The sequence below is a fragment of the Mycobacterium sp. MFM001 genome (assembly GCF_003402475.1).
In the GTDB taxonomy this organism is placed as follows: domain Bacteria; phylum Actinomycetota; class Actinomycetes; order Mycobacteriales; family Mycobacteriaceae; genus Mycobacterium.
The window spans coordinates 317,263-341,601 of the sequence record NZ_BFAB01000006.1 but is presented as its reverse complement, the minus strand read 5'-3'; the positions used below and the strand labels follow the sequence as shown (position 1 = coordinate 341,601).

The following is a 24,339-nucleotide window of genomic DNA, read 5'->3' as shown; positions in this document are numbered from 1 at the left end:
GGCGTAGCGTGACGCCCATGAAAACCGGTGACACCGCGCCTGACTTCGAGCTTCCCGACCAGAACGGAACGCCGCGCAAGTTGAGCACTCTGCTGGCCGACGGCCCGGTCGTGTTGTTCTTCTACCCCGCGGCTATGACGCCCGGCTGTACGCGCGAGGCGTGCCACTTCCGCGATGTGGCCGACGAGTTCGCCGCCGTGGGCGCGCAGCGCGTGGGGATCAGCACCGACGCGGTGGACAAGCAGGCCAAGTTCGCCGGTGTGAACAGCTTCGACTACCCGTTGCTGTCCGACGCCGACGGGACCGTCGCCGCGCAGTTCGGGGTCAAGCGCGGACTGCTCGGCAAGCTGATGCCGGTCAAGCGCACGACGTTCGTGATCGACACCGACCGTAAGGTGCTCGACGTGATCGGCAGCGAGTTCAATTTCAACTCACACGCCGACAAGGCGTTGGCGACGTTGCGGGCGCGGTCGTCGGCGTAGCCTCTTACGCCGCTACAGATTCAGCACGCCGCGCGCGGATGGGCAGCATGGCCAGCAGTCCCGCCGTCAGCACGACCAAAAGACCGCCCAGGCCCGCTCGGTCGGCACCGAAGAGATCGATGAAAGCGAAGAACATCGACGGCGCGAGGAAGGCCGCCGCTCGCCCGGTGGTGGTATAGAGCCCGAAGGCCAATCCCTCCTTGCCGTCGGCGGTCATCTGCAGCAGCAGAGCACGCGCCGACGACTGCGTCGGGCCGATGAACAGACATAGCAGCAGGCCGCACACCCAGAACGCCAGCGGCCCCGACAGTATGAGCAGTGTCAGCCCGACGGCGATCATCGAACCCAGCGAGCCGAGGATGACGGTCTTGGATCCGACGCGCTCGTCGAGCAGACCACCGAGCACCGCGCCGAGGGCCGCGACAGTGCAGGCCATCACACCGAACAGCAGCACATTGGCCGCCGAGATGCGATAGACGTTGACGCCCAACACGGCGCCGAACGCGAATACGCCTGACAGCCCGTCCCGGAACACGGCGCTGGCCAGCAGGTAGTAGACGACGTTGCGGTCGCGGCGCCATTCGGCGACAAGATCGGCCCAGAGCTGGCGAGCGGCGCCCAACGCTGCCTGACGGTCCGGTATGGCCGGTGGCTTAGGCGCCCAAATCAACAGTGGCAGCGCGAAAAGCAGAAACCATGCCGCGGTCAGCAGCATCGCCATCCGCACGTTCAGACCGTCGGCGGTCGAAATACCCAGCGCGCCAGCGGTGGACCCATCGCCCGCGATGAAGCCGACATACACCGTCAACAGCAAGGCCACGCTTCCGACATAGCCTGCAGCCAAGCCGAACCCGGAGATTTTGCCTGAGGTTTCGGGCGTGGAGATCAGCCGCAGGGTCGCGTTGTATGGGACGGAGGCCAGGTCGCCGCAGGCTGCAGTGGAGGCCAGCAGGACCAGGCCGGGCAAAAGGTAGCGGGGGTCGTCGCGGATCAAACTCATCGCCGCGGTCAGCACCACGACAGCCACGGTGAGCGAGGTCAGCACGTGGCGGCGTCGCCGAGGGTCGGTGATCCAGCTCCCTGTCATCGGGGCGCACAGGGCGACGATGACGCCAGCAACGGTCATCGCCCGGCCAAGCGAACTCGTTGGCGACGTACCGCCGCCGGCTCCCACCGAGGCGGTCAAGTACACGGGGAAAACGAACGTGATGACAAGCGCATTCAGGCCCGTCGCACCGCAATCCCAGAGCGCCCATGACAGCAACGGGGACTTTCGCACGGTCACCAACCCTATAGTCGGCGCGCCACGGCCGACGGGTTGGTATGCGAAGGTTCAGTCGTCGATGTGCGTCGATGGGTCGGCGAAGGCGAGATCCCCAGAGTGCTGGTCAGGACCCATCACACCGCAGGGCTTGTCAGGCACAAGGTAGGAACTGGCGCCGCGATACATCAACTGGGCAACTGCCACGCAACGTTGCCAGGTGCCGTCAGGCTGGACGGGTCCATCGCAAATGCTAATAACGGGTCCTCCGTACCGGCAGCCAAGCGCGAGCAAGCAGCGGAGCCATCGATTTGCCTGGCCCGCAGGGTGCTTGGGGCCAGCCATTGGCGCTTGCGCCACCGATGCCACAAGCGCCGAAATTGCGATCGCCCGTTTCACGGCGCACCGGACAGGATAGGAGGAGATCCAAAGGGGTTGGAGTTTTACGCCAGCGTGCTGGCATATCCGTTGACTGATCGATGGAATTAGCGGCAGCCAGGCGTCCCCGCTGCGCGCGACACGCGGATTACGAGCAAGGCTACCTCGCTCCCTGTCGCGGTCGAGCGGTCTGGCCCCAGAGGGTCGCTGCCTGGGGACACACCTTCGCGGGAGACCCCATACCGCACCTCAAATGTTTCGCGCGCTCGTGGGTGGCGCCGGCCGAGCGGGTAGTTCGTCCCCGTGTCACCTCGACCCCCTGGCAGCCGCCGGCCACTCTGCCATTGCGACACAACGGATTTGGCGCCTGGCAACAGTTGTGCTTGAGCTCAGAAGCGCCAAGGTTCCCGAGGAACCTGAAGAATCGACAGCGTGAACAGGCCAGCCGTTTCTAACCGCGGCAGAGCGCGACCGGCTGATCGTCGCGCTGGCTGCCAAGGGGTGGAGTACACAAGAAAGATTGCTCACCGCCTGGGCATGAGCCGGCGGGGCATTGGCGGAGCGCTCCAGAGGATTGCTCAGGGACAGCCGGGCTGCGACCCCCGTGCGCAGGCACCGGCTAAGCCGGACAATAAACATCAATGGCCGCGTTTACGATCTTGATAGCAGACAGCGAATCCATTCCCCATACTGGCGTAAGCTGGTCGATCACCCAAACTTGCTCTGCGGCTCGTGTCGACTCTTCATTGCCCTGGCTCATTTTTGTGCATGTGAAGTCAGCTGATTGAAACAACTTCGTCCTGCCACTCAAGGTCTCGACCGTGTATTGGCGTTCTCGGAGGGTCGACAAGAACTGCTCGTCAAGGTCGCGATTCAAACCTGGCGGACCGTTCGGGAACTGGGAGTCGAGGCCATACAACGGTGTGTACGGCTTGTGGAAGGTGACTGAAGATGCGGGCGCGGGTGTCGTCGACGGAGATGGCGTGCTCGGTGCGACCGGCGCAGGTGGTGGTGCCTGCCGCGCAGGCGATGGCGCGGCCCGCGAAGTCGGTGGTTGCACTTGCTCTGGTGGTGATGCCTGATGATGGTTCGGCGTCAACATCACCACCGCGATAGCCCCAATTACCACAGCCGCCGCGGGGCCCAGGGCTTTGAGTAGGACGCCACGCGAGCGCGGCGGCTCAACGTAATCCACAACGGGTTGAGAGCTGGTCTCGTCCGACCACGCAAGCGGTTCGGCGTCAGCAGCCTGGGTAGGGCTGGCCTCCGTCTCGGCGTTTTCGTCGTCTGCTGCCATTTGATTTCCGCCTGTGCCTGGAAGAATCGATCTATGGTGACGCGTTACCGCACCACTGCGCTATGAGCAGATCGCGCCTAAACGGTGCCGCACCCCAAATTGCTACCACCCGGATCTGCCCTCGCGCTTCACGGGCATCAACCTGATCGAGCCTTGCACGCGGCCCACTTGAGTTCAGCTTCTCAGCACCCGGTCCTGCGGATCGCGCACGCTGCCCGACAAGATGATGATGCCGTCAACGAGCGACCAAATCGCCACACCGAGGATCAACGCGAAGCCGATGAACAGGATCGTCGTGGCGATCCCCACCACCCACAGGATGAGTTGGGTCGCACCTATCGCCGTATAGCCCAGGTAGAGGCGACCGACACCCGGCACTATGAAGAAACCGAGCAGTTGAAGTCCACCAGCAGCCACCCGGCTTTTGTCGGACATTGGCCGCCCATACTCATCGCGTCCATACGGTGCGGGTACCTGGGAGAATTGGTTAGCCATTTAAGGCGCACTTGTATTGCATCGCAGTCTCCTTGCAGCTACCGAAAAAGGCGGCGAATCCCAAACTATACCCATGCGCGGGCACCATTTTGGCAGTTCACGGCTTTAACCATGCAATCATGGCCAGGATTACCACCGCTGCATTGAACCTTCGATGAGCGACGCCTGCGGGCCCGAGAACCGCACGTCAAATCCCGACAGCGCACGAACCGCACCGTCGCTCCGGTCAGTCCTCCGGTTGCAGCAACACGTCGGCATCGAAGCAGCTGTGATCACCGGTGTGGCATGCACCGCCGACCTGGTCGACAACCAGTAGCACGGTATCGCCGTCGCAGTCCAGGCGCACCGAATGCACGTGCTGGGTGTGGCCCGAGGTGGCGCCTTTGATCCACTGCTGACCCCGCGACCGCGAAAAGTACGTCGCCTCACGGGTTTCCAGCGTCCGGGCCAGCGCGGCGTCGTCCATCCAGGCGACCATCAGCACGTCACCGCTGCCGCGCTCCTGCACGACGGCGGTGAACAGCCCGTCGGCGTTGCGCTTGAGTCGGGCGGCGATGTCCGGGTCGAGGCTCATCGCACGGTGATCCCTTCGGCGGCCATCGCCGCCTTCACCTGCCCGATGGACAGCTGCCGGAAGTGAAAGACGCTGGCCGCCAACACCGCATCGGCACCAGCCGCCACCGCTGGTGCGAAATGCTCGGCAGCTCCCGCGCCGCCGCTGGCGATCACCGGAACCGTCACCGCTGCACGCACCGCCCGCAGCATCGCCAGGTCGAAGCCCGCCTGGGTGCCGTCGGCGTCCATCGAATTCAGCAGGATCTCCCCCACCCCCAACTCGGCGCCGCGGACCGCCCACTCGACGGCGTCGATGCCGGTGCCGCGCCGCCCGCCGTGCGTGGTGACCTCCCAGCCCGACGGCGTGGGCGGCGAACCTGGCGGCACCGTGCGGGCGTCAACGGACAACACGATGCATTGCGATCCGAAAGCCTGCGCCATCTCGGCGAGCAGCTCGGGCCGCGCTATCGCGGCGGTGTTGACGGACACCTTGTCCGCCCCCGCCCGCAGCAGCACGTCGACGTCGGCCACTGAGCGCACACCGCCGCCGACGGTGAGTGGGATGAAGACCTGCTCGGCGGTCCGGCGCACCACGTCCAGCATGGTGGCGCGCCCTGACGACGAGGCGGTCACGTCCAGAAAGGTCAGCTCGTCGGCGCCCTCGGCGTCGTAGGCCGCGGCCAGTTCGACGGGATCACCAGCGTCCCGCAGGTTCTCGAAGTTGACGCCCTTGACCACCCGTCCGTCGTCGACGTCAAGACAGGGAATCACCCGGACCGCCAAGCTCATCTCAGTAGTCCTCGGGTTTGCCGGTGCGGCGCAGGATTTCGAGCATCTCGGCGTGCACGCCGGGTGCGGCGGCCAACGCCGAGCGCGACTCGGGGGTCCACCGTTCGCCGGCCAGGTTGGTCACGATGCCGCCGGCGGCCCGCACCAGCGCCACCCCGGCTGCGTGGTCCCACACGTGGTCGCCGAAACTGATTGCGCCGCCGAGGATCCCGTCGGCGACATAGGCCAGGTCGATGCCGGTGGCGCCGTGCATGCGCAACCGCGACGACACCCGGCTCAGGTTCTCCAGCACCGCCAGCCGGTAGCGTCCCGGGAATCGGCCCCGCGAGTCGACGTTGAAGGTGCCGATGCCGATGACCGACTCGGCCAGCTCCGTGTGCTCCAAGGGCGGTTGCGGCACACCGTTTTTCATCAAGGGCCCGCCCACGACCGCGGTGTAACGCTCGCCGGTGAACGGCAGCCAGGTCAGGCCCGCAACCGGATCGCCGTCGTGCAGCAGCCCCAGTAGGATCGCCGCCAGCGGCGACCCCGCGGCGTAGTTGAATGTCCCGTCGACCGGGTCGAGCACCCACACCCACGACGAGTCGACGTCCGCGCCGCCGAATTCCTCGCCGTGCACCTCGATTCCGGTGGCCTTGGTCAACGCGTCGACGACCTGGCGCTCAATGGCGAGATCCACCTTGGTCGCAAAGTCGTCGCCCTTCTTGCTGACGGCCGAATCGGCCCGGTGCCCCTCGAGGAACGGCTCGGTGGCGGCATCGAGGATCTCCGATGCCTGGGCCACCAACGCTTCGAGGTCCATCGCGGCTACTCCGCCACCGCCGCCAGTGCCTGCGGCAGGCTGAATCGGCCGGCGTAGAGCGCTTTTCCGACAATTGCGCCCTCGACACATCCGAGGCCGGCGATCGCGCGCAGGTCGTCGAGGCTGGACACTCCACCGGACGCGATCACCGGGGCGTCGGTGCGCTCGGTGACGGCCCGCAGCAAATCTAGGTTGGGGCCGGTCAGTGTGCCGTCCTTGGTGACGTCGGTGACGACGAACCGCGAACATCCTTGGCTGTCAAGGCGTTCCAGGACATCCCAGAGGTTGCCGCCGTCGGTTTCCCAGCCGCGGCCGCGCAGCCGGTGTTCGCCGTCGATGATCTGTACGTCCAAGCCGACAGCCACCCGCTCGCCATACGAAGCGATCGCGGCCGCGCACCACTGCGGATTTTCCAGCGCCGCCGTGCCGAGATTGACACGCGCGCATCCGGTTGCCAGCGCAGCGGCCAACGAGTCGTCGTCGCGGATACCGCCGGACAGTTCGACGTTCACGTCGAGCTTGCCGACGACCTCCGCGAGCAGTTCACGGTTGGAGCCCCGCCCGAATGCCGCATCGAGATCGACCAGGTGTACCCATTCGGCACCGTCACGTTGCCAGCCCAGCGCGGCATCAAGCGCCGAGCCGTACTCGGTCTCGCTGCCGGCGCGGCCCTGCACCAGTCGCACCGCGCGCCCGTCGACCACGTCGACGGCAGGCAACAAAATCAATGGCATAACTAAAGTCCTTCAACCCAATTGCTCAACACGGCTGCTCCGGCGTCGCCACTTTTCTCCGGGTGGAATTGGGTAGCGGCCAGCGGTCCGTCCTCGACGGCGGCCAGGAACGGTACCTGATGCGTAGCCCACGTCAACAGCGCGTCGGGTCCACCCTCCCAGCGCTGTGCGGCATAGGAGTGCACGAAATAGAAACGGGCGTCGGCGCTCAGCCCCTTGAACAGCGCCGTACCGGGCGCGGCGGCCACCACGTTCCAGCCCATGTGCGGGATCACCGGCGCCTCGATGCGGGTGACAGCGCCCGGCCACTGGCCGCAGCCCACGGACTCCACCCCGAACTCCACGCCGCGAGCGAACAGGATCTGCATCCCGACGCACACACCCAGCACCGGCCGGCCGGCAGCGACGCGTTCGGCGATCACCCGCTCGCCGCCGATGCCCCGCAGTCCCGTCATGCACGCCTCGAACGCACCCACACCCGGGACGAACAAGCCGTCGGCCGAGGCGGCGGCACCGAGATCGTTCGTGACCTCTACCGCGGCCCCGACCCGCTCCAGCGCGCGCTGCGCCGACCGCAGGTTGCCCGAGCCGTAGTCAAGGACGACAACAGATTTCACAAGGCGCCTTTGGTCGACGGCACTCCGGTCACCCGAGAGTCAAGCTCGACGGCCTGGCGCAACGCGCGCGCGACGGCCTTGTATTCGGCCTCGGTGATGTGGTGCGGGTCGCGGCCGTACAGCACCCGCACATGTAATGCGATGCGGGCGTTGTTGGCCAGCGTTTCGAAGACGTGCCGGTTGACGACGGTGTGATACGGCACGGTGTTGCCGGCAATAGTGAAGTGCCGCAAGTGATCCGGTTCGCCCGTGTGCACGCAGTAGGGCCGCCCGGAGACGTCGACCACGGCGTGGGCCAGCGCCTCGTCCATCGGGATGAAGGCGTCCCCGAATCGCCGGATGCCCTTCTTGTCGCCCAGAGCCTGACCCAGCGCCTGCCCGAGCACGATCGCGGTGTCCTCGATCGTGTGGTGCGCCTCTATCTCGACGTCACCCTTGGCGCGCACGCTCAGGTCAAAGCTGGCGTGGCTGCCGAGCGCTGTCAGCATGTGGTCGTAGAACGGGATGCCGGTGTCGATTTCGACCTTGCCCGTGCCGTCTAGGTCGAGTTCGACGACGATGTCGCATTCCTTGGTGCTGCGCTCCACCCGCGCGTGACGACTCATGACGCTCCTAAAGTTTGGGCGAGTTCGGTGGCGGCGAGCTGTTTGCTGGCCACCAGGAACGCGTCGTTCTCCTCGGCCAGTCCGGTGGTCACTCGCAGGTATCCGGGGATGCCGACGTCGCGGATCAGCACGCCCGCGTCCAGGTAGTGCTGCCAGGCGGTCGGCGCGTCGGCGAACTGACCGAACAGCACGAAGTTGGCGTCGCTGGGCACTACTCGAAAACCCATGTCGCTCAACGCCGCCGAGACTCTCTCCCGTTCGGCGATCAGCGTGGCGACGCTGCCCAGCGTGTCGTCGGCGTGCCGCAGCGCGGCGCGGGCGGCGGCCTGGGTGATCGACGACAGGTGGTAGGGCAGCCGCACCAGCAGCATGGCGTCGATCACCGCCGGCGTCGCGATCAGGTAGCCGAGCCTGCCGCCGGCGAACGCGAACGCCTTGCTCATCGTGCGGGTGACGATCAGCTTGGTCGGATACTCCTGCACCAGCTGCACGGCGCTGGGCCGCGACGAGAACTCGCCGTAGGCCTCGTCGAGAATCAGGATCCCCGGTGTCACGTCCAGCAGCTGCCGCAAATCCGACAGCGAAACGCTTTGCCCGGACGGGTTATTGGGGCTGGCGACGAACACCACGTCGGGCCGCCGTTCGGTGACGGCGGCCACGGCGGCGTCGACATCGAGGCTGAAGTCCTCGGCACGCACCGTCTGGAACCATTCCGTGCGGGTGCCGTCGGCGATGATCGGGTGCATCGAATACGACGGCACGAACCCGATCGCGCTGCGACCCGGCCCGCCGAACGCCTGCAACAACTGCTGCAGGATCTCGTTGGAACCGTTGGCCGCCCAGAGGTTTTCGGCGCCGAGGTCAACACCGGTTTGCGTGGTCAAGTACGCGGCCAGATCCGTGCGCAGCGCCACCGCGTCGCGATCGGGATAGCGATGCAGGTCCCCTGCAGCGTCACGCACTGAGCGCACGACGTCGTCGACCAGCGCCTTGGTCGGCGGGTGCGGGTTCTCGTTGGTGTTGAGCCGCACTGGGACCGCCAATTGCGGTGCACCGTAGGGTGATTTGCCGCGCAGGTCGTCGCGCAGCGGTAGGTCGTCGAGGGTCGGGCGGTCGGTCATTGCTCGAACCTCCGCCGTATCGCCTCGCCGTGCGCGGGCAGGTCTTCTGCTTTGGCCAGCGTAATGACATGGCCGGACACGTCTTTGAGCGCGGCCTCCGTGTAGTCGACGACGTGAATGCCGCGCAGGAAGGTTTGCACCGACAGCCCGCTGGAGTGCCGGGCGCAGCCCGCCGTCGGCAACACGTGGTTGGAGCCGGCGCAGTAGTCGCCGAGGCTGACCGGCGAAAACGGTCCGACGAAAATCGCTCCGGCCGAGGTGATCCGGGCCGCCACAGCCGGCGCGTCGACGGTCTGGATCTCCAGATGTTCTGCGGCGTAGGCATTGACGAGCCGGATGCCGGCGTCGAGGTCGTCGACCAGGATGATCGCCGACTGCGGTCCGCGAAGCGCGGCATCCACTCTTTTCCGGTGCACGGTGGTTTCCAGTTGGAATGCGAGCGCGGCGTCGGTGGCATCGGCCAACTCGGCACTCGGGGTCACCAACACGCTGGCGGCCATCTCGTCGTGCTCGGCCTGACTGATCAAGTCAGCAGCGACGTGTGCCGGATCGGCAAGGTCATCGGCGAGGATGGCGATCTCGGTCGGCCCGGCCTCGGCGTCGATGCCTACCCGCGAGCGGCACAGCCGCTTGGCCGCGGTGACGTAGATGTTGCCCGGCCCGGTAATCATGTCGACCGGATCCAATTCGGTGTCGCCGTAGGCCAGCAACGCCACCGCCTGCGCACCGCCGACGGCCCACACCTCGTCGACCCCCAGCAGCCGGGCCGCGGCCAGGATCGTCGGGTGCGGCAGGCCGTTGTACGCAGCCTGCGGCGGGCTGGCCACCACCAGCGACCCGACACCAGCGGCCTGCGCCGGCACCACGTTCATCACCACGCTCGACGGGTACACCGCGTTGCCGCCGGGCACATACAGGCCAACCCGCTCGACGGGAACCCAGCGTTCGGTGACCGTCGCGCCGGGGCCGAGCACCGTCGTCGAGTCGGTGCGGCGCTGATCGGCGTGCACCGCCCGGGTCCGCTCGATCGCCACCTCGAGCGCGGCCAGCACGTCGCGGTCCAGTCCGGCCAACGCGGCGTCCAGCTCGGCGGCCGCTACTCGCACCGCCGCGGGCCGCACACCGTCGAACGACTCACCGAACTCCAGCGCGGCCTCGGCGCCCCGCTCTGCGACCGCCTCGACGATGGGCCGCACGGTCGGCAGCACGGCGTCGACGTCGGCGCCACCGCGCGGCAACGCCGTGCGCAGCCGAGCAGCCGACAGCTCGGTGCCGCGCAGGTCGATGCGGGCCATCACGTTCACACGGACCATTGTCCCAGAGCAGGCCAAATGGTTATCGGACCGGTACAGTGACGGCCATGTCCGTACAGGATCGACCCAACAGTGCGCCGGGCGTGCCGATGATCTTTCCGCCCTGGCTGGAACGCTTTCAGGTCAAGTACTTCAACCCGGCGATCAGACCGTTCGCGCGCTATCTGCCGGGCATGGCGACGATCACGCATCGCGGCCGCAAGTCGGGTAAGCCGTACGAGACGATCGTGACCGCTTACCGCAAAGGCAATGTGCTGGCGATCGCGCTGGGCCACGGCAAGACCGACTGGGTCAAGAACGTGCTGGCCGCCGGCGAGGCCGACGTGCGCTTCGTCCGCAAGACAGTGCACCTCACCAACCCGCGGATCCTGCCCGCCGGCTCCGACGGCGCTGACCTGCCGTGGCTGGCGAGGCTGCAGGCGCGTCGGGTCGGCGTCTTCGTCGCCGACATCGCCTAGCCAGTCGGCCCGCCAACCAGAAGCTAGGGCTGTTGTTCGCGGGAGATCACGACCCTGGCTTCTGACTCGCGCCTAGCTTCCAGCGTGCGCTTGATGATTGGGGCGGCGTTCGTCATTGCGGCATGTAGCGGCGCGGCCAGCTCGTCGGGCAACACGTCGCGCGACCAGACGAACCGGCAACGCCCGTCGCCGTCCGGCACGATTTGCATGACGGCGTTGTCGTGCTCGGGTCGCACGGTGTCGCCGATCAGGGAGTAGACGATCCGCCGCGCGGCGTCGTCGCGCGCGACCAGGCGCTCCCGGGCGACAGTGCCGCTGGCGAAGGTGACCACCCGCAGCGCGCCGTCGGCCTCCGATGAGACGACGTGGCCGCGCGCCATGCGAACCGGCCCGTCGGCCCAGTCGCCGATCACCTGCCAGGCCCGGTCGGGGTCGACGTCGAGCTCGATCTGCGTGGTTATGGATGCCATGCGGCCAGTTTCGGGCCGCGCAGCCGTCGGGTCTTGACGATTCTTGCGCGTTGTTGTCGGACTGGCGCGCTAACCTCACGCCGTGCTGTCGATGGTGACCCTCGCGGCCCGACCGCAGTTCAGCCTGCATGCCTGGACCTGCCGGCCCGACCATGCGGGATGGTCGCCGATGGAGTCACCGGTCGACGGGCGGCTGGTGGTGGTTCGGTCCGGCCGGTTTCGGCGGCGTGGCGCCGACGGGCCGGCCGACCTCGACCCGACGGTCGGATACCTCGGTGCGCCTGGCGAGACCGACCAGTTCGCCCATCCGCACGGTGGCGACGTGTGTACCTCGGTGCAATTGAGCCCCGCATCGTGGCGCCAGCTGGTCGGTGAACCGCGCCGTGCGACGGTGTACGTCGACGCCAAAATGGAGCTTGCGCACCGCCGCCTGCTGGCTTCTCGACGATCGGACGTCGACTACCAACTCGCCGAGGAACTGCTGGCGTTGATCGCTGCCGCGCTGCGGCAGACAACCGACCGGTCCACGCCGCTGACCGATCGCCCGGTTCCCTCCGACGCGCGGCTGGTGGAGCGAGCACGGGCGGCCGTCCACGACGGCCATCCCGCAGCCGGTGGGCTGTTCACCCTCGCCGAGCTGCTCGACACATCGACGTACCGGCTGAGTAGGGCTTTCCCAAGACAGCTGGGCGTGTCGCTGACGCGCTATCGCAACCGGGTGCGGGTCGGCCAAGCGCTCGAACTGATGCGACGCGACGCCCTGTCGCTGGCCGATATCGCCGCGACTCTCGGATTCGCCGACCAGCCGCATTTCACCCGTGTGGTGCGCGAGCACGTCGGCCAGACGCCGCGGGAGCTCCGAGCGGCGCTAACTACATGTCCAGACCGATGTCGAGCACGCGGACAGAGTGAGTGAGCGCACCCACCGCGAGGTAATCCACGCCCGTGCCGGCGTAAGCCGCCGCGTTCTCCAGCGACAGCCCGCCCGACGATTCCAGCTTGGTTTCCGGTGCACGAGAGTCCCTGCGCTGCACGGCAATTTGTGTCTGCCATACCGGAAAGTTGTCCAGCAGCACCAATTCGGCCTTTTCGTCCAGGACCTCGTCGAGCTGCTCGAGCGAGTCGACCTCGACCTCGCACGGCAGATCTGGTGCCGCGGCGCGCACCGCCCGCAGCGCTGCCACCACCGAGCCGGCCGCCGCGACATGGTTGTCCTTGATCAACGCCGCATCGCCCAAGCCGAGCCGGTGGTTGACTCCTCCGCCGACGCGGACCGCGTACTTCTGCAGAGCGCGCAAACCGGGCAGCGTCTTGCGGGTGTCTCGGATTTTCGCGTTGGTGCCGTGCACGGCGTCGACCCAGGCAGCGGTCGCGGTGGTGATCCCCGACAGGTGGCACACCAGGTTGAGCATGGTCCGCTCGGCGGTCAACAGGCCACGGGTATCGGCCTTCAGCATCAGCAGCGGCGCCCCTGGCTGCAATCGCACGCCGTCGTCGACGCGGTCGAGCACCTGGTAGCCGTCCGCGCCGAGCACCTCGTCGAGCACCAGCAGCGCGACGTCGACGCCGGCGATCACGCCCGGCTCTCGGGTCACCAGGGCCGCGGTGGTCGTCGCGCCGGCCGGGACGGTTGCCGACGTCGTGACATCCGGGCCGTAGCGCAGGTCCTCGTCGAGCGCGCGGCTGATCGTGGCGCGGGCTTCGGCAAGCTCAGCGTTCGAAAGGGCCATCAGCACACCGGAACCGGCGCCTCAACGGCCACCGTGTTGTCCTCGGTCGCCCGAACGACGACGCTGCGCGCCTGCACGGGATCGGCATCGGGGTATTCGGCGCGGTGATGGCAGCCACGGCTTTCGTCGCGGGCCAGCGCGGCCGCCGCCACCGCGCGGGCGGTCACGGTCAATGCCACGTCTTCGAGGTCGGTGCGGCACTCCACGTTCCGCACCGGTGCCGTCGAGAGCGCGCAGGTCAGCATCCGCAGGCTGTCGGCGTCGCGGACCACCGACGCATCGCGGCTCATGACGTGCTGTAAGTCGTTGCGCGCCAGCGCAGTTGCGGGCGCCACATCGGGCAGCGTGGCGTGCGGATGCCCGGCAGCCGCCGCGTGTGCAGCCGCGGCCTTTCCGGCGCGGCCGCCGACGACCAAACCTTCCAGCAGGCTGTTGGACGCCAGCCGGTTGGCGCCGTGCATCCCTGTGCGCGCCACCTCTCCCGCGGCGTACAGGCCGGGCAGTTCCGTCTGCCCCTCGACATCGGTGACGACGCCGCCGCAGCTGTAGTGCGCGCCGGGCACGACCGGAATCGGTTGGCGCACCGGGTCGATCCCGGCGGCCCGGCATGCCGCGGTAACGGTGGGGAACCGAGTGGCCAAGTCGGGAATGCCGCGGGCGTCGAGATAGACACAGGCGTCGCCGGTCATGCGCAGCCGCGCGTCGATGGCGGCAGCGACGACGTCGCGCGGTGCCAGATCACCCATCGGGTGAACGCCGGAGGTCACCGAATCACCGTGCGCGTCAAGCAAAACCGCGCCCTCACCGCGAAGCGCCTCGGTGACCAGCGGTCGACGCCCACCGGCCTGGCCGTCGAACAGCATGGTCGGGTGGAATTGGATGAATTCGATGTCGCTGACCGCGACGCCGGCCCACAGCGCCAGCGCAATACCGTCGCCGGTGGAACCGTCGGGGTTGGTGGTCGCGCTGTAGAGATGCCCCAGCCCGCCGGTGGCCAGGATCACCGACGGCGCGTGCACGATGCCGAGTCCCTCGGCGTTGCTCACCAGCACGCCGGTCACCGCAACGCCGTCGTGCAGCACCCGCAGCGCGACGTGGTTGGTGCGGATATCCAGCGCCGCGGCCGCATGGTCGAGCACCCGCTGCACCTCGGCGCCGGTGGCGTCGCCGCCGGCATGCACGATCCGCCGCCGCGAGTGTCCGCCCTCTCGGGTCAGTGCCCATCGGCCGGGCTGTGATTCGTCGAATCGTGCTCCGTCACCGACTAATTCGCTCACCGCGCGGTAGCCGTCGGCCACAATCGACGTCACCGCATCGGGATCGCACAAGCCCGCCCCCGCCGCCAGCGTGTCGGCGACGTGGGTGTCCACCGAGTCGTCGCTGTCGGGCAGCACCACCGCGATGCCGCCTTGCGCGTAGTGGGTGGCGGTGACGCCGGGCCTGCGGTCGGCCTTGCTCAGCACCACGACTCGCCTCCCGGCCCGATGGACGGCGAGCGCGGCGGCCAGGCCGGCCACCCCGGTGCCGACAATGACGACGTCGGCCCGTTGCTGCCAGAGGCGGGTCATTCGCCGCCGCCCGGCTGACCGATTTCGATCATCCGCTGCACGCTGCGTCGCGCCGCCGCAGCGGTTTGGAGGTCGACGTCGACTTCGTCGGCGCCCTCCACCAGGCACCGCAGCAACGCCGCGGGCGTGATCATCTTCATGAACTTGCACGACGCCCGATCGTTGACCGCCTGAAAGTCGGTGCCGGGCGCCGCATTCCGCAGCTGATAGAGCATCCCGACCTCGGTGGCCACCAGCACCTCGCGGGCGCGGGTGGCGCGGGCGGCGTCGAGCATGCCGCCGGTGGACAGGATCTTCACCCGGTCCGCCGGGAACGCTCCTTCTCCGGCGAGATACAAAGCCGAAGTGGCGCAACCACATTCGGGGTGGACGAACAGTTCGGCATCGGGATGCTCGCGGGCCTGCTCGGCAAGCTCGTCGCCGTTGATCCCGGCGTGCACGTGGCATTCGCCGGCCCACACATGGAGGTTCTGCCGGCCGGTCACCCGTCGCACGTGCGCCCCGAGGAATTGGTCGGGGCAGAACAGCACCTCGCGGTCCTCGGGAATCGACGCGACGACGTCGACGGCGTTCGACGAGGTGCAGCAGATGTCGGTGAGCGCCTTCACCGCCGCGGTGGTGTTGACATAGGAGACGACGACGGCGCCGGGGTGTTCGTCTTTCCAGGCCCGCAGGTCCGCAGGAGTGATCGAGTCGGCCAGCGAGCAGCCGGCCCGCTGGTCCGGGATCAGCACGGTCTTGTCCGGGCTCAGGATCTTGGCGGTCTCCGCCATGAAATGCACGCCGCAGAACACGATGGTGTCCTCGGGCGCGGCGGCGGCGATCCGCGACAGCGCCAGCGAGTCGCCAACGTGGTCGGCGACGTCCTGGATGGCGGGCAGCTGGTAATTGTGCGCCAGGATCGTGGCGCCACGCAGGTCGGCCAGCCGGCGGATTTCCGCCGCCCATTGCTCGTCGCCGTCAACGCCGGTGTAACCAGTGGGTGAGTCGCTGACACGGGCGATCAGGCCGTCCGCCGGCGCATCAGTGCGATTCAGGATTTCGGTCATGAACGCCGTTCCTTTCGCCCCGGGCGGGTTTTCGACTTACAATCGAAAACGTGATTCATGGTAGCACCGCGCACGAGGTGCTTGCCGTCGTGTTCCAGGTTCGCGAGCTCGACAGCGGGAAACCGCAGCTCAGCGTGCTGTTGTGGCAGCGCGCGCGCGATCCGTACCGCGGCGCGTGGTCGCTGCCGGGCGGACAGCTGCGCCACGACGAGGACATGACCACTTCGGTTCGGCGGCAGCTGGCCGAGAAGGTGGATCTACGTGAGGTCGCTCACCTCGAGCAGCTCGCCGTGTTTTCCGACCCGGCGCGGGTGCCCGGCATCCGCACGATCGCGTCGACCTTCCTGGGCCTGGTGCCCTCCCCCGCCACCCCCGAGCTGCCGCCCGACACCCGCTGGCATCCGGTGACCGCATTGCCCTCCATGGCGTTCGACCACGGCCCGATGGTGGCCCACGCCCGCACCCGGCTGGTCGCCAAGATGTCCTACACCAACATCGGGTTCGCGCTGGCGCCAAGGGAATTCGCGGTCTCGACGCTGCGCGACATCTACAGCGCCGCACTCGGCTACCAAGTCGACGCGACCAACCTGCAGCGGGTGCTGGCCCGTCGCCGCGTCATCACCCAGACCGGCACCATCGCGCAATCCGGGCGCAGCGGCGGACGCCCGGCGGCGCTGTACCGCTTCACCGACTCGCAGCTGCGGGTCACCGACGAGTTCGCCGCGCTGCGACCTCCCGGGTGAGTCGACTGGATTCTTAGGGCCCTCTTAAGTAACAATGCCCCGATGGACATTGCCAGCCTCGCGACTACCTCAACCGGCGCCGAATGGATCGGTCGCCCGCCTCACGAGGAGCTGCAACGCAAGGCCCGGCCCGTCCTGCCGTCCGAGGACCCGTTCTACCAACCGCCGCCCGGCTTCGAGCACGCCGTGCCCGGGACCGTGCTGCGCTCCCGCGACGTCGAGCTGGCGTATCTGGGCCTGATCCCCCAGCGTGTCACCGCAACCCAGCTGCTCTACCGCACGACGGACATGAACGGGCAGCCCGAGGCGACGGTGACGACCGTGATCGTGCCGCAAGACGCGGACCCCAAGGCGTGTCCGCTGCTGTCGTACCAGTGCGCCATCGATGCCGTCGCATCCCGCTGCTTCCCGTCCTACGCGCTGCGGCGAGGCGCAAAAGCCGTCGGCGCATTGGCTCAACTGGAGTTCCTGCTGGTCAACGCCGCGCTGGCGGAGGGCTGGGCGGTGTCGGTCCCCGACCACGAGGGTCCGCACGGCATCTGGGGCGCCCCCTACCAGCCGGGCTACTGCATCCTGGACGGCGTCCGGGCGGCCTTCAACTCCGAGCGTCTGGGGTTGTCCTCGACGGCGCCGGTCGGGTTGTGGGGGTACTCCGGCGGCGGGCTGGCCAGCGCCTGGGCCGCCGAGGTCTGCGCCGACTACGCGCCCGAGCTGGACATCGTCGGCGCGGTGCTCGGCTCACCCGTCGGCGACCTCGGCCACACCTTCCGCAAGCTCAACGGCAGTTTGTTCTCCGGTTTGCCCGCGCTGGTCGTGGCCGCCCTCGCTCACCTCTACCCCGACCTGGACCGGGTCATCAAGGAGCACACCAACGACGAGGGCCGCGCGCTGCTCTGCGACTTGGAGTCGATGACCACCGCGCAAGCGGTGATCCGGATGGCCCGCAAAGACATGGGCGACTACCTCGACCGCCCGCTGGACCAGGTTCTGGCGATGCCGGAGGTCCAGTACGTCTTCGACAACATCAAGCTCGGCACCACGGTGCCGACACCGCCGGTGCTGATCGTGCAGGCGGTCCACGACTACCTGATCGCCGTCGAGGACATCGACGAGCTGGCCGACGCCTATTCGGCCGGCGGCACCGATGTCACCTATCACCGCGACGCATTCTGCGAGCACATCCTGCTGCATCCGCTGTCCGCGCCGATGGCGCTGCGCTGGCTGCAGGACCGGTTCGCGGGTCGCCCGGTGAGCACTCGTCGCGCCAGGACCAAATGGCCGACGATGTTCAACCCCGCGACTTATACCGGCATGGCCCGGCTGGCCGTGATCGCGGCAAAGGTGATCACGGGACGGACGGTGCACCGACGTCCGCTGTGACCGACTCCGGCTCAGGCGGTTCGACGGCGGGATGACCGCCGAGGTCGTCGCGTGCGGTCGCGGCGGCCATCACGGCGTAGACCAGCGCGGCGGTGGCCACCGGAAGCAGCAGGGTGCAGGCGGCCTGCAGCGGCGCCTGACCGAAGAACACCGGCGGCGCCTCGGTGAAGTAGTAGACGCGGTTGTGCTCGGTCACCGGCGCAGCATCGAAATCGGTTGTGCCGTAATGCAAGTGCACCAATAGCGCACCCGTCGCGGCGGCGACGGACGCGGCGCCCGCGATGCCGATGCAGATCGCGAACACCATTGCCGGCCCGCGGTGGGCGCGCCACTGCCACACCAAGACCGCCGCCACCACGGCAACGACATTCAGCAATCCCAGCATCAGGAACGCGGCGACGAAGAAGTGTTCGGATTCGTTGCCGAGGTAGTCGTGCACGCGATCGCCGTCGCGGGTCAGCGCCACCACGCCGTGCACCGCCGGCGCCAGCCACGCCCACAGTGCACCCACCGGCACACCGGTGGCCACCAACCCGGCGACCACCGCGATCGTCGCCCGTTTGCGCGAGAAGCGCGGCGTAGTCGCGGTCATCGCTGCGCCTCCAGGTCGGCCGAATCCACGCGACCGTGCCGGGAACATTTCGCCCACCAGCCGTCCGGGCGAATCTGCACCACCATGCGGCGGCCGCATTCGGCACAGAACCGCGGCGGCTCCAAACCGAGCTGCGCCGCCGTCGGCGACGACGAGCCCGCCGGCGCGCCGGTGTAGACGTTGTACACACCGGCTCCGATCGGGGCCGGCAGATCGGCGACCATCACACCAGTGTTTCTACAGGCTGGCGTTGAGCGCCTTGATCGGCATCTGCAGATCGTCGAGCAGCTCCAGGTCGGCCTCGGCCGGGCGACCCAGCGTGGTCAGGTAGTTGCCGACGATCACGGCGTTGATGCCGCCCAGGATGCCCTGCTTTGCGCCCAGGTCGCCCAGCGTGATCTCGCGGCCACCGGCGAAGCGAAGCATGGTGCGCGGCAAGGCCAGCCGGAACGCGGCGACCGCCTTGAGCGCCTCGCTGGCCGGCAGCACCTCCAGATCGCCGAACGGGGTGCCCGGCCGCGGGTTCAGGAAATTGAGGGGCACCTCGTCGGGATTCAGCTCTGCCAGGTTGGCGGCGAATTCGGCGCGCTGCTCGAGGGTTTCGCCCATCCCGAGGATGCCGCCGCAGCACACCTCCATGCCGGCGTCGCGCACCATCTCCAGCGTCTGCCAGCGCTCTTCCCAAGTGTGGGTGGTGACGACGTTGGTGAAGAACGAGCGGGCGGTCTCCAGGTTGTGGTTGTAGCGATGCACGCCCATCGCCGAGAGCCGCTCCACCTGCTCGGCGGTCAGCATGCCCAGCGAGCAGGCGATCTGGATGTCGACCTCGTCGCGGATGGCCTCGATGCCGGCCGCGACCTGGGCCAGCAGCCGGTCGTCGGGTCCGCGCACCGCGGCCACGATGCAGAACTCCGTCGCGCCCGTCTTTGCGGTCTGTTTGGCCGCCTCCACCAGGCTGGGAATGTCCAGCCAGGCGCTGCGCACCGGCGAGGCGAACAGCCCGGACTGCGAACAGAAGTGGCAGTCCTCCGGACAGCCACCGGTTTTGAGGCTGATGATGCCCTCGACCTCGACCTCGGGCCCGCACCAGGCCATCCGCACCTCGTGGGCGAGTGCCAGCAGTTCCTCGACGCGGTCGTCGGGCAGCTGCAGCACGGCCAACACCTGGTCTTGGTTCAGTCCCTCGCCGTGCTCCAACACCTGCCGACGTGCGACGGCCAAGATGTCCGTGCTGTCGGTGTCGGTGCTGGGCCGAGTCGCCGCCTGAGTCACGTGGTGCTCCCTTCTTGAACGGTGTTCAGGTTAGGGTAACGGCGTGCAACTGCACAAACCTGACGTCGTCGAAGCGGCCGCGGCGATCCTCGACCAGTACGGGATCGCCGATCTGACCATGCGCCGGCTCGCGCGCGAGCTCGGCATCACACCCGGCGCGCTGTATTGGCATTTCCCCAGCAAACAAGAGCTGCTGGGCGCCGTCGCCGACCGGATCTTGCAGCCGGCCGGCACCGAAGCCCGGCCGGACGCCGCCTGGCCGCTCCGGGTGCGCACGATCTGCGCGCGCCTGCGCGACGCCCTGCTCTCGCACACCGACGGCGCCGAACTGGTCTCGGCGAGCTTCGCCGCAGGACAATCCCACGCAGTCACCCAGATCCTGACGTCGCTGGCCGACGCGGCCGCCGAAGCTGGGCTGCCCCCGGAGCAGTCGGAGCTGGCGGCCCGCACCATCGTGTATTACGTACTGGGCGCCACCGTCGACGAGCAGTCCCGCATGCAGTGGGATGCCGCGGGCGCCATACCCGAAACGCAGTCGGTGATCGAGCCATCCGCCGATCCCAGTGGCGGATTCCACTTCGGGCTGCGGTTGCTCATCGACGGCATAGCAGCCCAATCGGCCCGCCCGCGCCAGCCGGGCGCGATGCGGCTGTCGGGGTAGCTTGAGTGGTAGCGGACATGACCACACTCAGCACTGCACACGTCGATTATCTGGCGCACCACTATCTCTTGCTGGCGCTGCCGGCGTTCCTGCCGGCCGTGATCGTCGCCGCGGTCGTGCTGTACGTCGCACTGCGAGACCGGCGTAGCGCCGGCCAGGGCGAGCGCACGCCGGTTGGCGACAAGCGAGATTGAGCGCTGCGTAACCAATTCAGCCGAAGTTTGAACTCACCGCCGATCGGCAACCTACTGTGAAGTAAGTTTGACGCTCGCGATCGGATCTCCCGGCCCTGGAGGGGATAACAGTGGGACTATCGGTTGTTGCGGAGGCGCCGGCGCGTGGCGCCGGGCTGAACCAGGTGATCGGTCTGTCGATCGCCGCAATGGTGATCGCGCTGGCCATGCTGTGGGTGGGTTATGCGCATCGCACACATCGCATCAGCTGGTTGGCCCGAATCTCGGACCGGTTGGCAGACAAGTTCAATCGGCCGTCGTGGGTCGCGCTGCCGGTATTGGTGTTCACCACGTCGATCATCTGTGCGCTGTTCGGGTTCATCTGGGACGTCAGCTGGCATATCGGCAATGGCCGCGACCCGGGCCCGCTGGCCAACCCCGCGCACTACTTCATCGTGATCGGTTTGTTCGGCATCTTCCTGGCCGGCGCGATCGCTGTCGTCTTGCCGTTCGACAAGCCCGGTCCGGCCGCAGTACGGATCACCCGCGACTGGTATGCACCGGTCGGAGGCGTGTTGATGGCCGGCTGCGGGCTGTACGCACTGATCGGCTTCCCGCTCGACGATATCTGGCATCGCATCTTCGGCCAAGACGTAACACTATGGGGCCCAACGCATCTGATGATGATCGGCGGCGCCGGGTTCTCCCTGTTTGCGGTGTTGATGCTCGAGTATGAAGGCGGACGGGCGCTGCCGGATACGCCCGCCGAAGGTACCTACGCGCGAGATGAGCGCTCGCTCATCAAGTTCCTGCGGTATTTGTCGTTCGGCGGGTTGCTGATCGGGATGTCGGTGTGGCAGATCGAATTCGACTTCGGTGTGCCGCAGTTCCGGCTGGCGTTTCAGCCGATGCTGATCGCCGCGGCGGCCGCGGTCGGTACCGTGGCCGCGCGGTTGACCATGGGCCGCGGCGCGGCGATCATCGCGGCGCTGTTCGCAATCGCCTTGCGTGGTGCCGTCGCACTCGTCGTCGGCCCGATTTTGGGCGCGCCGATCAACTGGTTCCCGCTGTATCTGGGTCCGGCAGTAGTAGTGGAATTGCTGGCCCTCACACCGCTTATCCGACGCCCGCTCCTCTTCGGCGCCGTCGGCGGCTTGCTGGTGGCCACCATCGGGTTGTGGCTGGAGTCGCTGTGGATCGGCGCCGTCTATCACTACCCGTGGCCGGTAAGCCTGTGGGGCCAAGCGCTGGCCATGGCGGTGCCGGCGGCGGTGCTGACAGGACTGTGCGGGGCGATGCTGGGCATGGTGCTGACCAGTCAACCCCTGCCCGGGCGGGGCATCGGCATCGCGGTGGTGGCGCTGACCGTGCTGGTGATCGGCGGTGCGGTGGCCAACGGACTGCACATCCGGGTGCCCAAACAAGACACGGCCACCATCACCCTGACCGACGTGCCCAGCCCACCCGGGCAGCGGATGGTCTCCGCCGACGTGCAGATCAACCCGCCCACCCTCGTGAGTGACCACCCGGATTGGGTGACGATCCTGTCCTGGCAGGGCCGGATGGAACACCACCGCGGCCTGTACATCGACTGGCTCGATCGGGTCGGGCCGGGGCATTACAAGTCGACTCAGCCCGTCCCGGTGTGGGGCAGCTGGAAAACCCTGCTGCGTGTCCAGGACGGCTACACGATGACCGCGGTGCCCATCTACGCCCCGGCCGACGACGCCATCCCCGCGCCGGAGATTCCCGCGCTGGGCTCCAGCACGCGGCCGTTCGTGCTCGAGGTGTCGATCCTGCAGCGCGAACGTGACCCGAACGTGCCCGCGTGGCTGTTCACCGCCGGCGGCATCGTGGTGCTGATCTTCACGCTGATGGTCATCTCGGGGCTGACCTGGGGTGCCGGCCGCATCAACGCCGCGGACACCGCCCCTACCCAACCCGAAGAAGCAGCGGCCGACCGTTCACCACCGCAAGCCGCGTGATGGGGTCGATGACGGTTCGCAGCGCGCTGGTCACGGTGGCTGCGGTGTTGATGTGCGGTCTCGTCGGCTGCGGCGGTTCGCCGGACAAGGGCTCATCGACGAACGCCCTCGTCGTCGACGTCACCATCGCCCATGGCCAGGTCACCCCGGCTAACGCCACACTGCAGGCCAAAGTCCGCCAGCCGATCACGTTCCGGGTCACCAGCGACGCCCCCGACGAACTGCACGTGCACTCCGTGCCGGACCACGAGTTCCAGGTTGCGGCCGCACCTAACCAGACCTTCCAGTTCAGCGTCGACGTGCCGGGCAACGTCGACGTCGAACTACATCACCTGGACCGGACGATCGCGACCATCCAAGTGCGGCCGTGACGCGCGCCGGCGACGATGCAGAGCGAAGCGATGAGGAGGAGAGGCGCCAATGACATCCGTCCTGGCGCACGGCCTGGGCGGCTCGAGCGACCTTCCGGTCCCCTATGCCTATGCGATGGTCGGCGCCGCCTGGGCACTGACATTCACCTTCGCGTTGGTCGCATTCGCTTGGCGCAAGCCGAGATTCGATCCGGATAAGCCTGGCCGCCCGTTACCGGAAGTGGTCACCGCGCTGGTGGACGCCCGGGCGACTCGCGCGATCGCGGCCGGCGCGACGCTGTTGTTCACCGCCTGGGTCGTGATGGCCGGGCTGTGGGGGCGGCAAAACCCGAGCAACGCCCTCCTCGGAGTGTTCTACGTGCTGCTGTGGGTCGGCTTGGTGGCGGTGTCGCTGCTGTGCGGGCCGGTGTGGCGGGTGATCTCGCCGGTGCGCACGGTGTATCTGCTGCTGCGGCGCGTCGTACCGGAACGGCTGGCCCGACCGCGGCTGTGCTATCCCGAAAGCTGGGGTTATCGACCCGCCGCGGCGGGGTTGTTCGCGTTCGTCTGGATGGAATTGGCCAGCCCCAACCCGGCGTCGCTGCCGTGGGTCAGGTGGTGGCTGCTGATCTATGCCGTGGTGCTGCTGGGCGGAGCATGGCTGTGCGGGCAGCGCTGGCTGGCCCGAGTCGACCCGTTCGGGGTGTACAGCATGGCGGTGTCGCGGCTTTCGCCGTTTCGCCGCAACACGGTGTCGGGGCAGATCGTGATCGGCAACCCGTTCGACCATCTGCCGTCGCTGCCGGTTCGGCCGGGGGTGGTCGCCATGGTGGCGGTGCTGCTCGGGTCGACCGCATTCGACAGCTACTCCGCGTCGCCGACCTGGCGCAACTTCGCCGACCGACTCGCGCCGACCGTGCCGTCGCCGGCGCTGCGGACCATCGGGCTTGCGGTATTCATCTGCGTTGTGGCGCTGACCTTTTCGCTTGCTGCACGGGCGACGGGCGGGGTGGACCGCGACCAGCGTCGCGCGCTGCCCGGGCAGATGGCGCACTCGCTGATCCCGATCGTGGTGGGCTACATCTTCGCCCACTACCTGTCCTATCTCGTGGAGCGCGGCCAGCAGGCCGTCTTCGCGCTGGCCGATCCGCTCGGACGGGGCTGGAACCTGTTGGGGCTGGCCCATTTACACGTGGCGTATGCGCTGTCGATGCATCCTTCGGCGTTGGCCGCGGTCAAGGTGACCTGCGTGGTGACCGGCCACATCGTGGCGGTGATCGCCGCCCATGACAAAGCGCTGCGGTTGTTGCCGGCCGGCCATCAACTCACTGGGCAACTCACGATGATGCTGGTTATGGTGGGCTACACGTTCACCGGTTTGTATCTGCTGTTCGGCGGGTAGGTCGCCGGGGCGAAAGGAAGCGAATTGACGTCGCCGCACTCGACCAGCCCGGTTAAA

Annotated in this window: 29 protein-coding genes; 10 read left to right on the top strand and 19 right to left on the bottom strand. The window is 67.7% G+C overall.

Features of this window, described 5'->3' with window-relative positions; genetic code table 11:
• Window positions 1-17: 17 nt before the first annotated feature.
• On the top strand, window positions 18-482 hold the full coding sequence (locus MFM001_RS13440) for a peroxiredoxin (protein ID WP_116375753.1): 465 nt from the start codon (window positions 18-20) through the stop codon (window positions 480-482).
• A gap of 4 nt (window positions 483-486) precedes the next feature.
• On the opposite strand, the gene MFM001_RS13435 is transcribed toward MFM001_RS13440, so the two are convergent.
• The 12 genes from MFM001_RS13435 to hisD form a co-directional block, all read right to left on the bottom strand.
• Window positions 487-1,770: an MFS transporter gene (locus MFM001_RS13435; protein ID WP_116375752.1), complete on the bottom strand. Its 1,284-nt coding sequence runs from the start codon at window positions 1,768-1,770 to the stop codon at window positions 487-489.
• 45 nt (window positions 1,771-1,815) lie between these two features.
• The gene (locus tag MFM001_RS24850) at window positions 1,816-2,088 is read right to left on the bottom strand and encodes a hypothetical protein (RefSeq protein ID WP_238159158.1); all 273 of its coding nucleotides are present in this window, start codon (window positions 2,086-2,088) and stop codon (window positions 1,816-1,818) included.
• Window positions 2,089-2,740: 652 nt separating this feature from the next.
• A complete protein-coding gene (locus MFM001_RS24355) occupies window positions 2,741-3,418 on the bottom strand; it encodes a DUF732 domain-containing protein (protein ID WP_142760696.1) in 678 nt (225 codons plus the stop codon).
• A gap of 174 nt (window positions 3,419-3,592) precedes the next feature.
• On the bottom strand, window positions 3,593-3,853 hold the full coding sequence (locus MFM001_RS13425; RefSeq protein WP_116375750.1) for a hypothetical protein: 261 nt from the start codon (window positions 3,851-3,853) through the stop codon (window positions 3,593-3,595).
• A 286-nt stretch (window positions 3,854-4,139) separates the two neighbouring features.
• Window positions 4,140-4,487: a phosphoribosyl-AMP cyclohydrolase gene (gene hisI / locus MFM001_RS13420; protein WP_116375749.1), complete on the bottom strand. Its 348-nt coding sequence runs from the start codon at window positions 4,485-4,487 to the stop codon at window positions 4,140-4,142.
• Window positions 4,484-5,257: an imidazole glycerol phosphate synthase subunit HisF gene (gene hisF, locus MFM001_RS13415; RefSeq protein ID WP_116375748.1), complete on the bottom strand. Its 774-nt coding sequence runs from the start codon at window positions 5,255-5,257 to the stop codon at window positions 4,484-4,486. The genes hisI and hisF overlap by 4 nt, the downstream gene beginning before the upstream one ends.
• 1 nt (window position 5,258) lies before the next feature.
• Window positions 5,259-6,059, bottom strand: coding sequence for an inositol monophosphatase (locus MFM001_RS13410; protein ID WP_116375747.1), 801 nt, complete (start codon window positions 6,057-6,059; stop codon window positions 5,259-5,261).
• A 5-nt stretch (window positions 6,060-6,064) separates the two neighbouring features.
• Window positions 6,065-6,793 (bottom strand): bifunctional 1-(5-phosphoribosyl)-5-((5-phosphoribosylamino)methylideneamino)imidazole-4-carboxamide isomerase/phosphoribosylanthranilate isomerase PriA, encoded by a 729-nt coding sequence (gene priA, locus MFM001_RS13405; protein WP_116375746.1) that lies wholly within the window; start codon window positions 6,791-6,793, stop codon window positions 6,065-6,067.
• Window positions 6,794-6,795: 2 nt separating this feature from the next.
• On the bottom strand, window positions 6,796-7,410 hold the full coding sequence (gene hisH / locus MFM001_RS13400; RefSeq protein ID WP_116375745.1) for an imidazole glycerol phosphate synthase subunit HisH: 615 nt from the start codon (window positions 7,408-7,410) through the stop codon (window positions 6,796-6,798).
• Window positions 7,407-8,015 (bottom strand): imidazoleglycerol-phosphate dehydratase HisB, encoded by a 609-nt coding sequence (hisB, locus tag MFM001_RS13395; protein ID WP_116375744.1) that lies wholly within the window; start codon window positions 8,013-8,015, stop codon window positions 7,407-7,409. The genes hisH and hisB overlap by 4 nt, the downstream gene beginning before the upstream one ends.
• Entirely contained in the window at window positions 8,012-9,136 is a 1,125-nt protein-coding gene (locus tag MFM001_RS13390; RefSeq protein WP_116375743.1) for a histidinol-phosphate transaminase, read from the bottom strand. Before MFM001_RS13390 ends, hisB begins: the two co-directional genes overlap by 4 nt.
• Entirely contained in the window at window positions 9,133-10,434 is a 1,302-nt protein-coding gene (gene hisD / locus MFM001_RS13385) for a histidinol dehydrogenase (protein WP_116375797.1), read from the bottom strand. The genes MFM001_RS13390 and hisD overlap by 4 nt, the downstream gene beginning before the upstream one ends.
• 62 nt (window positions 10,435-10,496) lie before the next feature.
• On the opposite strand from hisD, the gene MFM001_RS13380 reads away from it, so the two are divergent.
• A complete protein-coding gene (locus MFM001_RS13380; RefSeq protein WP_116375796.1) occupies window positions 10,497-10,907 on the top strand; it encodes a nitroreductase family deazaflavin-dependent oxidoreductase in 411 nt (136 codons plus the stop codon).
• Between the two features lie 23 nt (window positions 10,908-10,930).
• On the opposite strand, the gene MFM001_RS13375 is transcribed toward MFM001_RS13380, so the two are convergent.
• Window positions 10,931-11,377, bottom strand: a complete 447-nt coding sequence (locus MFM001_RS13375; protein WP_116375742.1) for an SRPBCC family protein — start codon at window positions 11,375-11,377, stop codon at window positions 10,931-10,933.
• A 91-nt stretch (window positions 11,378-11,468) separates the two neighbouring features.
• Here MFM001_RS13375 and MFM001_RS13370 point away from each other — a divergent pair, with 91 nt between their 5' ends.
• Window positions 11,469-12,293, top strand: a complete 825-nt coding sequence (locus MFM001_RS13370; protein ID WP_116375795.1) for an AraC family transcriptional regulator — start codon at window positions 11,469-11,471, stop codon at window positions 12,291-12,293.
• Here MFM001_RS13370 and nadC read toward each other — a convergent pair.
• Genes nadC through nadA form a run of 3 tightly spaced genes read right to left on the bottom strand, consistent with a single transcriptional unit; the run spans window position 12,250 to window position 15,724 of the window.
• Window positions 12,250-13,107, bottom strand: a complete 858-nt coding sequence (gene nadC / locus MFM001_RS13365) for a carboxylating nicotinate-nucleotide diphosphorylase (protein ID WP_116375794.1) — start codon at window positions 13,105-13,107, stop codon at window positions 12,250-12,252. The two genes, MFM001_RS13370 and nadC, sit on opposite strands and share 44 nt — an antisense overlap.
• Window positions 13,107-14,675: an L-aspartate oxidase gene (locus tag MFM001_RS13360; protein WP_116375741.1), complete on the bottom strand. Its 1,569-nt coding sequence runs from the start codon at window positions 14,673-14,675 to the stop codon at window positions 13,107-13,109. Before MFM001_RS13360 ends, nadC begins: the two co-directional genes overlap by 1 nt.
• Window positions 14,672-15,724 carry a quinolinate synthase NadA gene (gene nadA, locus MFM001_RS13355; protein WP_116375740.1) on the bottom strand — a complete coding sequence of 351 codons (1,053 nt, stop codon included), beginning with the start codon at window positions 15,722-15,724 and terminating at the stop codon, window positions 14,672-14,674. The genes MFM001_RS13360 and nadA overlap by 4 nt, the downstream gene beginning before the upstream one ends.
• A 50-nt stretch (window positions 15,725-15,774) precedes the next feature.
• Between nadA and MFM001_RS13350 the strand changes: the two genes are divergently transcribed.
• The gene (locus MFM001_RS13350; protein ID WP_116375739.1) at window positions 15,775-16,467 is read left to right on the top strand and encodes an NUDIX domain-containing protein; all 693 of its coding nucleotides are present in this window, start codon (window positions 15,775-15,777) and stop codon (window positions 16,465-16,467) included.
• A gap of 42 nt (window positions 16,468-16,509) precedes the next feature.
• Window positions 16,510-17,847 carry a lipase family protein gene (locus tag MFM001_RS13345; protein ID WP_116375738.1) on the top strand — a complete coding sequence of 446 codons (1,338 nt, stop codon included), beginning with the start codon at window positions 16,510-16,512 and terminating at the stop codon, window positions 17,845-17,847.
• Here the strand turns inward: MFM001_RS13345 and MFM001_RS13340 are convergent.
• The 3 genes from MFM001_RS13340 to bioB are packed head-to-tail and all read right to left on the bottom strand — an operon-like array spanning window position 17,813 to window position 19,711.
• Complete coding sequence (locus tag MFM001_RS13340) at window positions 17,813-18,439, bottom strand: DUF2567 domain-containing protein (protein ID WP_192886931.1); 627 nt, start codon at window positions 18,437-18,439, stop codon at window positions 17,813-17,815. The two genes, MFM001_RS13345 and MFM001_RS13340, sit on opposite strands and share 35 nt — an antisense overlap.
• Window positions 18,436-18,663: a hypothetical protein gene (locus MFM001_RS13335; RefSeq protein ID WP_116375736.1), complete on the bottom strand. Its 228-nt coding sequence runs from the start codon at window positions 18,661-18,663 to the stop codon at window positions 18,436-18,438. The genes MFM001_RS13340 and MFM001_RS13335 overlap by 4 nt, the downstream gene beginning before the upstream one ends.
• A gap of 13 nt (window positions 18,664-18,676) precedes the next feature.
• The gene (gene bioB / locus MFM001_RS13330; protein WP_116375735.1) at window positions 18,677-19,711 is read right to left on the bottom strand and encodes a biotin synthase BioB; all 1,035 of its coding nucleotides are present in this window, start codon (window positions 19,709-19,711) and stop codon (window positions 18,677-18,679) included.
• Between the two features lie 43 nt (window positions 19,712-19,754).
• On the opposite strand from bioB, the gene MFM001_RS13325 reads away from it, so the two are divergent.
• The 5 genes from MFM001_RS13325 to MFM001_RS13310 all read left to right on the top strand — a co-directional run bounded on the left by MFM001_RS13325 (window position 19,755) and on the right by MFM001_RS13310 (window position 24,282).
• Entirely contained in the window at window positions 19,755-20,372 is a 618-nt protein-coding gene (locus MFM001_RS13325; protein ID WP_116375734.1) for a TetR family transcriptional regulator, read from the top strand.
• Window positions 20,373-20,389: 17 nt separating this feature from the next.
• Window positions 20,390-20,566 carry a hypothetical protein gene (locus tag MFM001_RS24625; RefSeq protein WP_192886930.1) on the top strand — a complete coding sequence of 59 codons (177 nt, stop codon included), beginning with the start codon at window positions 20,390-20,392 and terminating at the stop codon, window positions 20,564-20,566.
• A gap of 155 nt (window positions 20,567-20,721) precedes the next feature.
• The gene (locus MFM001_RS13320) at window positions 20,722-22,530 is read left to right on the top strand and encodes a hypothetical protein (RefSeq protein WP_371685535.1); all 1,809 of its coding nucleotides are present in this window, start codon (window positions 20,722-20,724) and stop codon (window positions 22,528-22,530) included.
• An 8-nt stretch (window positions 22,531-22,538) separates the two neighbouring features.
• A complete protein-coding gene (locus MFM001_RS13315) occupies window positions 22,539-22,901 on the top strand; it encodes a hypothetical protein (protein WP_116375793.1) in 363 nt (120 codons plus the stop codon).
• Between the two features lie 49 nt (window positions 22,902-22,950).
• Entirely contained in the window at window positions 22,951-24,282 is a 1,332-nt protein-coding gene (locus MFM001_RS13310; RefSeq protein WP_116375732.1) for a hypothetical protein, read from the top strand.
• Window positions 24,283-24,339 lie beyond the last annotated feature (57 nt).